At 59.0% G+C, this 13,798-nt stretch carries 13 protein-coding genes; 7 read left to right on the top strand and 6 right to left on the bottom strand.

What is annotated here, in order from left to right; translation table 11 throughout:
* From AB4043_RS01675 to AB4043_RS01685, 3 genes are all read left to right on the top strand, one after another.
* On the top strand, nt 1–290 hold a 290-nt coding region (locus AB4043_RS01675), incomplete at its 5' end, for a CBS domain-containing protein (protein ID WP_442306386.1).
* Nucleotides 291–338: 48 nt separating this feature from the next.
* Complete coding sequence (locus AB4043_RS01680; protein ID WP_442301269.1) at nt 339–1,379, top strand: CgeB family protein; 1,041 nt, start codon at nt 339–341, stop codon at nt 1,377–1,379.
* Between the two features lie 60 nt (nt 1,380–1,439).
* The gene (locus AB4043_RS01685) at nt 1,440–2,663 is read left to right on the top strand and encodes an Nramp family divalent metal transporter (RefSeq protein WP_442301370.1); all 1,224 of its coding nucleotides are present in this window, start codon (nt 1,440–1,442) and stop codon (nt 2,661–2,663) included.
* Here AB4043_RS01685 and AB4043_RS01690 read toward each other — a convergent pair.
* Both AB4043_RS01690 and AB4043_RS01695 read right to left on the bottom strand, forming a co-directional pair.
* Nucleotides 2,660–3,124, bottom strand: a complete 465-nt coding sequence (locus tag AB4043_RS01690; RefSeq protein ID WP_442301270.1) for a (deoxy)nucleoside triphosphate pyrophosphohydrolase — start codon at nt 3,122–3,124, stop codon at nt 2,660–2,662. The genes AB4043_RS01685 and AB4043_RS01690 overlap by 4 nt on opposite strands.
* A gap of 38 nt (nt 3,125–3,162) precedes the next feature.
* Nucleotides 3,163–3,885 carry an HAD family hydrolase gene (locus tag AB4043_RS01695; protein WP_442301271.1) on the bottom strand — a complete coding sequence of 241 codons (723 nt, stop codon included), beginning with the start codon at nt 3,883–3,885 and terminating at the stop codon, nt 3,163–3,165.
* Nucleotides 3,886–3,954: 69 nt separating this feature from the next.
* Here AB4043_RS01695 and AB4043_RS01700 point away from each other — a divergent pair, with 69 nt between their 5' ends.
* The 4 genes from AB4043_RS01700 to secA all read left to right on the top strand — a co-directional run bounded on the left by AB4043_RS01700 (nt 3,955) and on the right by secA (nt 9,999).
* Nucleotides 3,955–4,881 (top strand): tyrosine recombinase, encoded by a 927-nt coding sequence (locus AB4043_RS01700; RefSeq protein ID WP_442301272.1) that lies wholly within the window; start codon nt 3,955–3,957, stop codon nt 4,879–4,881.
* Nucleotides 4,878–5,813: a tyrosine-type recombinase/integrase gene (locus tag AB4043_RS01705; RefSeq protein ID WP_442301273.1), complete on the top strand. Its 936-nt coding sequence runs from the start codon at nt 4,878–4,880 to the stop codon at nt 5,811–5,813. Before AB4043_RS01700 ends, AB4043_RS01705 begins: the two co-directional genes overlap by 4 nt.
* Nucleotides 5,814–5,829: 16 nt before the next feature.
* Nucleotides 5,830–6,642, top strand: a complete 813-nt coding sequence (locus AB4043_RS01710) for a rhamnogalacturonan acetylesterase (protein ID WP_442301274.1) — start codon at nt 5,830–5,832, stop codon at nt 6,640–6,642.
* A 372-nt stretch (nt 6,643–7,014) separates the two neighbouring features.
* Nucleotides 7,015–9,999 carry a preprotein translocase subunit SecA gene (secA, locus tag AB4043_RS01715; protein ID WP_442306387.1) on the top strand — a complete coding sequence of 995 codons (2,985 nt, stop codon included), beginning with the start codon at nt 7,015–7,017 and terminating at the stop codon, nt 9,997–9,999.
* Between the two features lie 134 nt (nt 10,000–10,133).
* On the opposite strand, the gene AB4043_RS01720 is transcribed toward secA, so the two are convergent.
* From AB4043_RS01720 to AB4043_RS01735, 4 genes are read right to left on the bottom strand one after another with little or no spacing between them, the layout of a single operon-like run.
* A complete protein-coding gene (locus tag AB4043_RS01720; protein ID WP_442301276.1) occupies nt 10,134–10,718 on the bottom strand; it encodes a hypothetical protein in 585 nt (194 codons plus the stop codon).
* The gene (locus AB4043_RS01725) at nt 10,715–12,607 is read right to left on the bottom strand and encodes a sensor histidine kinase (RefSeq protein WP_442301277.1); all 1,893 of its coding nucleotides are present in this window, start codon (nt 12,605–12,607) and stop codon (nt 10,715–10,717) included. Before AB4043_RS01725 ends, AB4043_RS01720 begins: the two co-directional genes overlap by 4 nt.
* 18 nt (nt 12,608–12,625) lie before the next feature.
* Nucleotides 12,626–12,865, bottom strand: coding sequence for a helix-turn-helix domain-containing protein (locus AB4043_RS01730; RefSeq protein WP_442306388.1), 240 nt, complete (start codon nt 12,863–12,865; stop codon nt 12,626–12,628).
* Nucleotides 12,768–13,775, bottom strand: coding sequence for a sigma-54-dependent transcriptional regulator (locus tag AB4043_RS01735; protein ID WP_442306389.1), 1,008 nt, complete (start codon nt 13,773–13,775; stop codon nt 12,768–12,770). The genes AB4043_RS01730 and AB4043_RS01735 overlap by 98 nt, the downstream gene beginning before the upstream one ends.
* Nucleotides 13,776–13,798 lie beyond the last annotated feature (23 nt).

The raw sequence follows: 13,798 nt of genomic DNA on the forward strand, positions 1-13,798 counted from the left end.
GTTTTGAAGGGGATGCCGATACGGTCACCGAGGTGTATCTGGTGGACGATGACGATAAATTGAAGGGAGTGGTGACCCTGCCGCGGCTCTTGCTTGCACGCCGTGAGACTCTGCTACAGGAGTTAGCCGAAACCTACATTGTCAGCTCCGGTCTGCACGCGCGGGACAAGGCCGTCGCCGAGTTGTTCGATAAATACAATCTGCGGTCGTTGCCCGTGCTGGATGACGAAGGCAAGATCGCTGGCGTGATTCATGCTGAGCAGGTCATCAATCAGCTTCGGGAAGAGTAGTGCACATCTGTCGGATTCATAAACAGTAAAAGAGAGGAAAGCCAGAGCGTGAAGATCTTGTACATCAGCGAATTTTCGCCGGGCAGTACAGCCCCCATGCGTATGCGAGCGCTGGAGCGAGCCGGACATGAGGTGGTGCGCATGGACGCCAAACCCTTCTGGCCTAAAAATTCCCTTCTGTTCAAGATCGTCTTTCGCATCCTCGTAGGACCTCATATTCGCCGCCTGAACCAGGAGATTCTGCGAGTTGCCCGTGAGGTCAAGCCTGACTGTTTCTGGGCCGACAAGGTCATGGCGCTGCAACCCTCCACGCTGAAGAAACTGCGTGCGATGGGGATCACCACGGTGAGCTACATGATCGATAACCCATTCGGTCCGCGTAAGGATCCTGGCTGGCGTCTGTACATGAAGGACATTCCTTACTTCGATCTGCATTGCACACAGCGCGACGTCAGTATTCCCGAGTACAAAAAGCGTGGAGCCGGGGATGTGGTCAAAATTCAGACAGCCTACGAGCAGACGATTCACTTTCCGCCGCCTGCCGGCTGGAGCGATAAGAATCGCAACCGCGAGGTGTCATTTATCGGCACTCCTTACGACCAGCGTGCCGAAGTGCTGACAGAGCTTGCAAAGGCCGGTATTCCGCTTGTGATCTCAGGTTCGGAACGGTCGTGGAAGCGGGCACTGGCGCCGGAGATCTTTGAGAAGGTGTACCGCGAAGGGGAACTCAAGGACGACGCCTACCGCGAGGGCGTTTGGCGTTCAAGGATCAACATCAGCTTTCTCACCAAATCCAACCAGGATGAATTTACACAGAAGAGCTTTGAGATTGCCGGCTGCGGAGGGTTTCTGCTGGCAGAGCGATCCAAAGGACATACAGACCGCTTTGTCGAAGGGGAAGAGGCCGTTTTCTTTGACGATATCGAAGAGATGAAGCAGCAGATCCTTCGCTACCTGAATAATGAGCCGGCCCGCGAAAGAATCGCTGCTGCCGGTTGCCGCAGGGCAAAAGAGAGCGGGTACGACAATGATTCGCAGATGCGCCTGATTACGGACCGTGTTGCAGCGATTCGYGGGGCCAGAAAGTAGTCGGAGGCAGGAGAAGATCGGGTGACGACAAGCCGTTTGAAACGCTGGCGCGCCAGCATCATGATGCTCTTGGCGGTGCTGGGGCCAGGATTTATCACGGCGAACGTCGACAACGACGCTGGTGGTATTTTTACCTACTCCCTGGCAGGGGCACAGTATGGCTACAAGCTGCTGTGGACCATGATCCCCATCACGCTGGCGCTGATTGTGGTGCAGGAAATGTGCGCCCGCATGGGAGCGGTGACTGGCAAAGGGCTGAGCGATCTAATCCGCGAAGAATTCGGGTTGCGGATAACCTTCGCCATGATGGTGCTGCTGGTCATCGTCAACTTCGGCAATGTGATCGCCGAATTCTCCGGCATCGCCGGCAGTCTGCAGCTCTTCCACGTCAGCAAGTACATCAGTGTGCCCATCTGTGCCTTGCTGGTATGGGCGTTGGTGGTACTTGGCGATTACAAGAACGTCGAGAAGATTTTTCTTGTGGCCAGTGTCTTCTATATCGCCTACATCATTGCGGGTGTGCTGGGACGTCCAGACTGGCATACGGCGCTGGTCGAGACAGTAAAACTCCCCGGACGCGAGGTCTGGAGCGACCGCAAGTATATCTACATGACGATCGGTGTGATCGGCACCACCATCACGCCCTGGATGCAGTTCTATCTGCAGTCGTCGATCGTCGAGAAGGGTGTCTCCGTCAGGCAGTATCGTGCATCGCGTCTGGATGTCATCGTCGGCTCCATCTTTACCGACATCGTGGCCTGGTTCATCGTAGTGGTGTGCGCCGTGACGCTCTACACGCACGGTATGCGCGATATTCAAGTTCCAGCCGACGCCGCGGAAGCAATGAAACCGGTGGCCGGCGACTACGCGTTCATCCTGTTTGCTGCCGGGTTATTCAATGCCAGTCTCTTCGCGGCGTCGATTCTGCCTCTCTCCACGGCATACACGGTGTGCGAGGGACTGGGGTTCGAGAGTGGTGTTGATAAGCGGTTTGGCCAAGCGCCGTTCTTCTACTGGCTCTACACGATCCTGATTGTGGCGGGAGCTGCGGTGGTGTTGATCCCCAACTTCCCGCTCGTGCCGATGACGATTCTGTCGCAGGTGCTAAATGGCGTACTGCTGCCAATCGTCCTGATCTTCATGCTCAAGCTCATCAACCGGAAGGAGCTGATGGGCACCTGGACGAACAATCTGTGGCTGAACCTGGTCGCGTGGACAACTGCGGTCGTTGTGATCGGGCTGACCGCCGTGATGCTGTGGAATACGATCAAGGGTTTGTACTAAAGCAACTTACCCGAGGCAAGATCCTGGATCAGGGTCAGGTCCGCGGCGAGAAAGTCAAACTCGGGCAGCCGAGGCAGCAGGGTCCACTGCATGTCGTTGAAAATACGATTTTCCAGCGCCCCTTTGAACTCGTGTACGGTGAAGAACTGAAGGTCGACGGCCCCGCCGTTGCGGTAATTATGGCGCAGGCGGGTAATGCGTGGACCGATGACCGCCTCGATCCCAAGCTCTTCATTCAGCTCGCGGCGCAGGGCAGCCTCTGGGGATTCGCCGGCCTCGATCTTGCCGCCTGGGAACTCCCACTTGAGGGCCATCGCCTGTTCCGGACGTCGCTGACAGACAAGGACTTCGCGGCCAGTCTCCGTCTCGCGCAGGATCAGCGCGGCGACAACAAGACGAATCTGTTTCGCGGCTTCCTTGGCTCCAGGACGGCGTCGGCTTTTTTTCGCGGCTCGGCTCACGTACACACAGGTTAGACGCCCGACAGGGCCTCTGAGCCTCAGAGAGTTCTGACGGCAGCCGGATAGTAAACGGCCCAGCCGTTCGTATGGCTTATCTCGGCCAGGGCAGCGCTGGGATTTACGGGATAGGGCTTCTTTGCGAGCTCAAGCATGGCCGCGTCATGGACGGAGTTCCCAAAGACGGCATCAGGCTGGGGAAGGCCGACACGGCGCAGTGAGATGGCCTTATTCTCGTCCGATGGGACATCCCGCAGCGTACGTGTGGCGATACCGGCTTTGACCTCGACGCAGGCCGCCAGAACGCGCTCGGGAGGAATATGAAAGCGGCTGACACCCTCTTCTACAACCCAGTCGCACGTGGAGGAGACAGCCCAGATCTCGGTTCCGTTCTTCTGCAGCTCCGCAACCAGGTCGAACATCTCGGGGAAGATAAAGGGTTCGATCTCGGTACGGAAAAACTCGGCCGCGGAGGAGCGGATGGCCTCATCGGTCAGTCCCTCGTAGACCTGCACCATCTCGCCGCAGATTGTGATCTCGTCGACATCGCCGTTGCGATAGGCAGCATGACGGCCTTCAATCCAGGCGCTCTGCTCCGGAGAGAAGAGGCCGGTCTCGGTGCTCCAGCGCATGAATCCCGAACCTGAGTCCGGATGCCACAGCGTGCCGTCGCAGTCGAAGACGGCAACTTTGGGCGCGAGTGTGCGGATGGAGGCGAGAAACTGGTCCGTGCTGAACGATACGGGCATCTCTCTATTCTGCATGATCGTCCTGCTATCCACCTTGGTTCCTCCATGGCAGGCCGGAGTACACGTCGCCGGATAATGACAAGGATGAGCGACGCTGCCCGCAATTCGGCACTGCTACGCGAGTACATGACGTACCTCAGCGTAGAGAAGGGGCTGCGTCCGCTCTCCCGCGAGAGCTACCTGCGGGATCTGGAGCAGTTGGCGGAGTTTCTGGAGACGACGAACACCTCGCTGCTTTCAGCGACACAGGCACAGGTGAGTGCATTCATGGAAGACATGCGGTCGCGGCATGTCGAGTCRCGCTCCATTGCGCGAAAGTTGAGTTGCTGGCGTGGCTTCTACCGCTGGCTGCTAAAAGACAAGCGTCTCCAGCACGACCCGACCGTCAACCTGGAGACACCGGCCTCATGGAAGGTTCTGCCGAAATCATTGGCCGAGGCAGAAGTGGGCGACGTACTGATGCGCGCTGCGCAGATGGCGGCCCATCCCCAGGCGGAGCCGCAGATGCTGCGCGACTACGCCATTCTGGAGCTACTATATGCAGGCGGATTGCGGGTCAGTGAGATTACGACATTACGCGAAGCCGATCTGCATCTGGACCAGGCGCGTGTTCAGGTACGCGGCAAAGGTGATAAAGAGCGCATCGTGCCTCTCGGTGTCCCATCGATCAAAGCCCTGGAGCGCTATCTGAAAGAAGGCCGCCCGGCGCTCTGCGGCAAACAGTTTGAGCGCACGCTGTTTCTGAGTGTGCGGGGCAAGCCGCTGACACGCGACTGGGTATGGACGATGGTGAAAAAGTGGGACAAACGCGCCAGCCCGCATATGCTGCGGCATAGCTGCGCAACTCACATGGTGGAGCACGGAGCCGACCTTCGCAGCGTGCAGACCCTGTTGGGCCATGCCGATATCGCCACGACCCAGGTCTATACGCATGTGGCTCTCGGCCGATTGAAGCAGGTGCACCGACTGCATCATCCGCGCGCGAAGCGCCGTGAAGGAGCTGCGTCATGAGTTTTGCGGATCTGGCGGAAGAGTTTCTACGAGTGATTGAAGGCGAACGCGGGGCTTCTCCGCATACCCTGCGCGCATACCGCCGCGAGTTGAAAGACTTCGCAACGTATCTGGCGGAGACATTCGGCGAGCAGGGAAGCATCCTCAAGGTCGAGCACACACACATCCGGAACTACCTGGCGGTCTTGTTCGATCGGGGCCTGGGAAAGCCGTCAGCCGCGCGAGCTCTCGCAGCCATTCGATCGTGGTTCAAGTGGCTGGCAAAGGCGGGCCACGTGCAGCAAAATCCGGCTCTCCTGGTCTCCACGCCGAAGTTGCCGAAGCATCTGCCGCGTGTTCCCAGCGTGGAAGAGGTCAATCGCGTTCTGGACTCGATGGATAGCAATGAGGAGGCTGCGACCTGGCCGGCGCGTGAGCGCATGATCTGGGAGTTGCTCTATGGCTGCGGCATCCGTAACTCGGAGCTGGTAGGTATGGACCTTACGGATATTCAGTGGAAGAACGAAGTGATTCTCATCCGCGGTAAAGGGCGCAAGGAGCGGTTCGTTCCTCTCGGTGACGCTGCCGCAGAGGCGATTCGTGCCTATCTTCCGGAGAGGGAGCAGCGCCTGGCATCTGCCGGTAAGGGAGCCCTGGTGGAAGAGGGGCCACTCCTGGTGAATGCGCGGATTCGGGGTGCGGCGCGGTTGACCACGCGTAGCATCGGCCGCATTGTGAAGGCGATTGCGGTCAGCAAAGGCTTGCCGGCGGATGTGCATCCGCATACGCTGCGGCACGCCTTTGGAGCACACATGCTGGAGGAGGGCGCCGATCTACGTGCGATCCAGGAGATTCTTGGCCACGAACGGCTCTCGACGACCCAGCGATATACGCAACTTACGGTGAATCAGGTGCAGCGCGTCTACGACGAGACGCATCCCCGGGCAAGATAGTAGTAAAGTGGCGCGTATGCGTACATTGCCTGTCTTTCTGCTCCTTGCATGCTCTGGCGCTGCGCTGGGGCAGGTGCCCCAATCAAATCCGGACGATGCCGTCGCCCGGCCGGTCACAACGTACGACAACGCTGCCGCACCCCCGAATTCGTCACTCCCGACTATTTTCATCGTGGGTGACTCGACGGCGCAGAACAAGGCAGATCTGGGTTGGGGTGACCATTTCGCTCACTACTTCGATACCTCGCGCGTCAATGTGGCGAATCGAGCCCGTGCGGGGCGCAGCAGCCGGACCTTCATCCACGAAGGCGCCTGGGACGCAGTGCTTTCGCAGCTCAAGAAGGGCGATTTTGTCCTGATCCAGATGGGACACAATGACGGCGGCCAACTGGATGGGGAAAAACCGCGAGGCACGCTGAAGGGTATCGGCGAAGAACAAAAAGAGGTGACGCTGCTGGATGGATCGAAGGAAGTCGTTCACACCTACGGCTGGTATCTGCGGAAATATATTGCAGATACGCGCGCCAAAGGAGCAACGCCGATTCTACTGACCCTGACGGTACGCAACATTTGGACGGATGGACAAATCGAACGGGATATGGGGTATGACGGCTTTATCCGGCAGACGGCTGAGGCGGAACGTGTCGCGTTTGTCGATATGGCGACGGTCGAGGCCGACAAGTTGGAAGCGATGGGTGCCGAAAAGACAAAGCTTTTATTTCCCATTGACCACACGCACACCAGCGCCGAGGGCGCTGAGTTGAATGCAGGGGCTGTCGTAGAGGCTCTGCGGCACGCAAAATCGCCGCTGACTACGTACCTGCATTAGGGCGTGTTATCCAATTGCTGCAGTCAGCGCCGGGAGCAGATTTTTACGAGATCGAGGAGCGAGGAGAGAACTGTAGCTGGCCTACTGGAACGACGAGCGACGAAGAGATCGGGAATCGGGGTCCCCAGTCAGCTTTGCTGGCTGGGGTGAAGAAAATCTGCCCCGGCCCTTCGGGTAGCGGCGCAAATTCGCCCATACTTCGTTGTCGGCCTCGACTGTGCGCCCGTCACAGCCTTCAGCCTCCGCCTCGTCTGAACAAATTTGCGCTCGCAACGCTGACGGCAGGAATTGGATAACACGCCCTACAAGCAAGGGCAGAAGCTTTCGTCTAAACTGATAGATGGGCGCATTGTGCCCGAGGGACAACTCGTTTTGATCAATACCGTTCTCGCGAAAGTCTTCGGCACCAGTAATGAACGTGCCGTGAAGAAGCTGCTCCCGGTGGTGGAGCAGATAAATGCTTTTGAGCCGTCGGTTGCGGCACTGTCAGATGAGGCGCTACGCGCCAAAACGGTCGAATTCCGTGAGCGGATCGCCGCTAAGACGAATGGAATCGAAGATGCTGACGCCTTGCGGGCGGCAGAGCAGGCGGCTCTGGATGAGTTGCTGCCTGAGGCCTTTGCCGTAGTGCGCGAAGCGGGCAAGCGTGCGGTAGGCATGCGCCACTTCGACGTSCAGTTGATCGGTGGTATGGTGCTGCACTCCGGAAAGATCTCCGAAATGAAGACCGGCGAAGGTAAGACGCTGGTCGCCACCTTGCCGTGCTATCTGAACGCTTTGGCCGGCAGGGGCGTGCACGTGGTTACGGTGAACGACTACCTCGCCAAGCGCGACGCCGAGTGGATGGGAAAGATCTACGAGTTCCTGGGTCTTACGGTCGGCGTGATTGTGCACGACCTCGATGACCGCCAACGGCGCGAGGCCTATGCCGCGGATATCACCTACGGWACSAAYAACGAGTTCGGCTTCGACTAYCTSCGCGACAACATGAAGTTCGAGCTGACCGATCTGGTGCAGCGCGGCCACTACTATTCCATCGTCGACGAGGTGGACTCCATCCTGATCGATGAAGCGCGTACGCCTCTCATCATCAGCGGCCCCACCGACCAGACGACGGACAAGTATGCTCGCGTGAATGTGATTATTCCGGAGTTGGAGCGCGGCGAGCTGACAGAGACGATCGAACAGAAGATCTACACCGGCGACTACGTGGTGGACGAGAAGCACAAAGCCATCACCGTGACCGACGAGGGCTGGGAGAAGATCGAAAAGCTGCTCGGTATCGGAAACATCGCGGATCCCGAAAACTGGGATCTGAAGCATCACGTGGAGACCGCGGTTAAGGCGCATACGCTCTATCGCCGCGACGTTGAGTATGTGGTGAAGGACGGCGAGGTCATCATCGTTGACGAGTTCACGGGCCGTCTGATGCCGGGCCGCCGCTGGTCTGACGGTCTGCACCAGTCGATCGAGGCCAAGGAAGGTGTCGCTATCCGCAAGGAAGACCAGACCTTGGCGACTATTACCTTTCAGAACTACTTCCGTTTGTATAAAAAACTCTCCGGCATGACCGGTACSGCGRWGACCGARGCCGCYGAGTTYSACMAGATCTACAAGCTCGAAATCGTCGTCATTCCAACGAACCGCCCGATGCTTCGTTCAGAGCATCAGGACGTTGTCTATCGCACGGCAAAGGAAAAATACTTTGCCGTTGCAGACGAGATTCAGCGCCTGCATGCCAGTCACCAGCCAGTGCTGGTAGGCACCACCTCGATTGAAAAGTCGGAGCTCCTCTCGCAGATTCTGCAGAAGAAGGGCGTCCGTCACGTAGTGCTGAACGCTAAGTTCCACGAGCGCGAAGCTGAGATCGTCGCACAGGCCGGCCGTCTGGGGATGGTGACCATCGCCACCAACATGGCCGGACGCGGTACCGACATTCTGCTGGGTGGCAATGCGGAGTTCATAACGCGCCAGGATCTGGTGAAGAAGGGGCTGGCGCGTGCTGTAAGCGCCGCTGAAGGCGCTATTTCACCCACTGCCGGACCGGGCATGACGCGGTTCTACTACCAGGGGCAGGAGTTCGAGACCTCACAGCAGCAGTGGGATTCCGTCTTTGCGGAGTTCGCCGCCAGGGCAGCGGAAGAGCGTGCCCAGGTAACCGAGGCTGGTGGTCTGTTCATCATCGGTACCGAGCGGCACGAATCTCGGCGTGTGGACAACCAGCTTCGTGGACGCGCCGGACGCCAGGGCGATCCCGGYGCTTCAAAGTTCTACCTCTCGCTCGAAGATGACCTGATGCGCATCTTTGCGCGTGAGTGGGTCAGCACGCTGCTGCAGCGCCTGGGTATGGAAGAGGGCGTGCCGATCGAAAGCAACATGATCACACGCCGTATCGAGGCAGCGCAGAGGGCCGTCGAAACCCAGAACTTCGAGAGCCGCAAGCACGTCCTCGAGTACGACGACGTCATGAACAAGCAGCGCGAAGCCGTCTACGGTCTGCGCCGCGGCCTGCTGGAAGGTGTTGATCAGAAAGAATTGATTCTGGATGACTACCTGACGACGGCTCTCAGCAGTGCTCTGGATGCGAATGCGCCCGCGGATGTGCATCCGGACCAGTGGAAGACGACCGAGCTCTTCGTCGCGCTGAGCGATGTCTTTGGACCGGGGCTGGACAAGGAAATCGACGCTTCGCAGTTGAACCGGCATGAGCTGGGCGAGGCGATCTACGAGAAGCTGCGCGGCCGTTACGAGTTCAAAGAGCAGATTCTGTCGCCGCAGGGTATGCGCTATCACGAGCGCGTCATCATGCTCAGCGTGCTCGACGGTCTGTGGAAGGACCACCTTCTGGCAATGGACCACCTGAAAGAGGGAATCGGTCTGCGCGGCTATGCGCAGCAGGATCCTCTGGTGGCCTACAAGAAGGAATCGTTCGAGATGTTCGAGGCGATGATGCTGCGCTTCCAGGAAGACACGTTGCGCACGCTCTTCCGCATGCAGATCATCGGACCGGATGGCACGCCGATCGAGACGCCGGAACAAATGGCAGCGCTGCGTCCTGCAGCTCCGCTGGAGCTGGAAGCTGCGTCGGCCTCTTCCGTTGACAATGCCGCCCAGATTCCGCAGACCATGCGCGAGCTCCCGATTCCGACCCGCCCTCCGCAAACGACGATCGATGAGCTGGAGCGCGAGTTCCAGCGGCGCAAGGAGCGCGAGCTGAATGCGGCCCGGCAAGCAGGCGGAGACGCCGCTGCCGAGCCGGCTGCTCCGCGCCGTACAGGAGAGAAAGTCGGACGGAATGATCTGTGCCCCTGCGGCTCCGGCAAGAAGTACAAGAAGTGTCACGGCGCCGAAGCCTAAGGCCGTATTGGCCTTATTGGTTTGTCATTCGGAGCGATGGAGCATTTTCCCTTTGGGTGTGATGTAGGGCTTCCGCATCTTTGGGCGTTTTCCGCAATGAAACGCCACTGGACGCCCCTTCCGGCTACCCAGTCTTAGCGCGCGATATCGTCAAGCAGCAATTTGGCTTTGGTGGTCAGCGTATTGGCTCCGTCCACGTCGCCGGCCTTCAGCGCTTCACGCGCTTTCAAGAGAAAATCCTTAATCTGATCGACAGCGGTTTTGTGCGAACCCGTCACAGAGCCGGAGAGACCCTCAAGGCGCCGTTGCGTTGCAGCGATGAGCTCTGCGGCCTGTTGCCGGGCCTGGGAAGAGGTGTCGCCGCCGGTAGAGAGCTCTCCAATCACCGATGCGGTATCTGGCACAGGCGTCCCTGTACTCGCGCTCTGGGTAGGAGGCGGCGTAGTGGGGGGCTGCGTCTGCGGCCGTTGCGGCCGGCGCTGTGTCCGGGCGGGGTGCTGCGGCTCTTCCTGTTTCGGGGGCGCTGGTGGCGGCGGTGCAGGGATATCGGCTTCCACGCGGCGTTCTGCCTCCCGGACAGCAGCCGGAGGCACCTGGATCGGCGGGGCCGTGATTACGGGAGCAGTGGCCGCCTGAACGGCCTTGGGGGAATGCTTGCAGCCCTGGGTCACGATGCAGGCGGCCGCAAGTGTAAGCAGCACTGGATAGCGGCTTGTCATACGCGGCTCCTTTCGCCTGGTACTCCATGACTCAGGGGAAGCAGAATCGTGAAGGTGCTTCCGTGGTCCGGCGCATTCTGGTTCGTATTCGACATAACGTCGATCGAGCCACCGTGCAATTGCAACATGCGATACGTCATGGCCAGACCAATGCCGCTTCCTTTGGGCTTGGTAGTAAAGTACAGATCGAAAACCTTCGGCAGAAGTTCAGTGGGAATTCCAACTCCCTCATCCATAATACGCAGTCGCGCGTCTCCATCGTTACGGTCAAGCACAATGCGCAGCGTGCCGCCTTTCGGCATGGCCTGTGCACCATTTAAGACGATGTTCAGCACAGCTTGTTGCAGCAGCTCCGCATCGACCAGGACCATCAGCGGAGTGGGGGGTAGCTCTTCAACCAGGGTGATCTTCTGGTGCGAAAACGAATCAACGGTGAGTGCGCCTACCTTACGCACGATCTCACGCAGATCGTAGTCATAGAGACGAAGGTCGATCGGACGGGAGAAGTCCGCCAGGGTCTGTACCACACGATCCAGGCGCTGCATCTCCTGGGCAAGGATGTCGACGTGCTTCTGCGCGCTGGCATCGGTCGCCTCCGCGAGTTTGCTGCGCAGCAGCTCCAGGTGGACGACCATGGCGTTGATCGGGTTTTTGACCTCATGGCCGACACCGGCGGTAAGACGCCCGATTGCCGCCAAACGGCGCGAGACCTCGATCTCCTGCTCCAGTTGCTTGGCGGAGTGAGCGTCATGCAGGGTGAGCAGGGCTCCCAGGCGTTCTCCGCTGCCGGTCTGCTCGTCGTGAATGAACTGAAGAGAGACGTTTGCTTCACGGCCATCTTCCAGTACGACCGGCTCTTCAATCAGGTTGGTATGCATGGCGAAGCAGTCGCGGACGGCCTGTCCCAGCACCGTCCCACGATTGAAGATGTCTTCGGCGGTATTGCCCAGAATGGCGTCACGGTCGCGCCCGAGAAATCCTTCAACTGCATCGGAGACCATGACGGCACGCCGGTCGGCGGTGAAGAGGATGACTCCGTCGCGCAGGGTCTCCAGCATCTGGTTCAGATTGGTCTGTAAAGCAGAATAGATCTGCTCCGTCGTGCGGATCTTTTCTCCGAGTTTAGCGATGCTTTGCGAGGCACGGACGACCGCGTCCGGTTGATCGAGCGGAGCTTCGATCAGGGGTGTCGACGAGTTTGCCAGCATAAGCTGCTCAAGCTGCTGATTGATGCGCTCGATGGGGTGAAGGGCAAGACTGGAGAGCAGGGCTGCGATCAGGACGCAGGCGGCAAGCGCCACCAGTGCAAAGAGAACAGCGGCCTTCAACCATGGTGCGTAGCTGCTGCGCAGAAAGGTCGAACGAACCCCCAGGCGGATCGTGAGGAACGGCTGACCGTTGCGATCCAGAGGAAGAGTGACATCCAGCACCTGGGGATGGCCAAAGACGGCCCGTGCCTGTTGCAGAACGCCCCCCCCACTGATGAGGTTGAAAGGCGAGCGATAAGGAAATTGCTGATCCAGCAGCGTCGGATCCGTCGACGAGAGAACAATGCCATGGACTCCGGTGATGGTGACGTCCTGTACCGGGGGAGAGTAACGCACAATGGCGTTCATCTCGTCGGCGAGCGGTTGGTATCCGCGAATGGCATTGGCCACCGCGCTCTGAAACGCTTCGTCGGAGTTATCAGCAGGGGGATGCTCCCGGAGGCCGCTCACAAGCGCCTGGCGGGTGCTAAGGGTAACCTCGCGTACCAACACGTCATTGCTGTCGCCGGTCTGCGAGATGCGCTGGCGCAGCAGTTCGCCCAGAAAAACCAGGCATAACACCAGCACGACGGCGAAAGTAAGCGCGGTAAATGCGAGAACGAGCTTTGTCTTCAGGCGCATGTCGATCGGGGGAGAGGGTTACGCCTCATCGCCCGCGCTGGCGTATTCCTTCAGCTTGTTCTGCAATGTTTTTGAGCTGATACCAAGAATCTCGGCGGCGCGGGTCTTATTGTTGTTCGTTGACTCCAGTGTCTTCAGGATAAGTTGGCGCTCGGCCTCATCAACCGTCGTGCCTACCTCTAGTTCTACGAGACTGTGCGATCGCTGGAACATCACCGAGGTGGTCGCGCAGAGGAGGCATGTGGATGTTGAAGACATTCAGACGATAGTAGAGATCGCCTCGGAGCTCGCCGGCAGCAACTGCGGCCTGCGGGTCTTTGTTGGTTGCGGCGATAACACGGACGTCGACGGGTGTCTCAGCCTTTGCGCCCAGGCGGCGGAGTTTGCGGTCCTCCAGGACGCGCAACAGCTTGGCCTGGGTTGCCGCAGGCATCTCACCGATCTCATCCAGCAGCAGCGTGCCTTCTTCTGCCAGCTCAAAGCACCCCGCACGGCGTTCCTGCGCGCCGGTGAAGGCGCCTTTTTCGTGGCCGAAGATCTCGCTCTCGATCAGTGTCTCCGGGATGGCGGCGCAGTTGACCGCCACAAAAGGTTTAGTCCTGCGGGGGCTGAGGTCGTGCAACGCCCGGGCAGCCAACTCCTTGCCCGTCCCGCTCTCGCCCGTGACGAGGACAGAGACATTGGAGGGGGCGATGCGCTCGATCAGCTCGAAGATATCCTTCATGCTGGTCGAAGAACCGATGAGCGGGCCAAGCACGCCGGTCTCTTTCAGCCGGCGGCGCGTGATTTCCAGCTCGATATCCGCACCCACCTGTCGGCTTGCATTCTGCAGAATGGTACGCAAGCGAACAGGGTCAATGGGCTTTTGGATGAAGTCATAGGCGCCGATGCGCATGGCTTCAACAGCGGACTCGATCGATCCCTGCGCCGTCACCATGATGACGGCGACCTTCGTTTGTAGTTCCGAAATGCGATCCAGTAATTCCAGACCATCCATGCGCGGCATACGCAGATCGGTGATGACGATGGAAGGAGCCCACTGCTGGATCTTCTCCAGACCTTCCAGACCATCCCCGGCTACGTCAGTACGGTAACCCCAGCTGGCTACCAATTCCGCGAGTCCTGTGCGAGCGTTCGGCTCGTCTTCAACAATAAGAACCTTATTCACAAAAAAACTATCCTAGCTAAAAG

The sequence above is a fragment of the Terriglobus sp. YAF25 genome, from assembly GCF_052113305.1.
Lineage (GTDB): Bacteria > Acidobacteriota > Terriglobia > Terriglobales > Acidobacteriaceae > Terriglobus.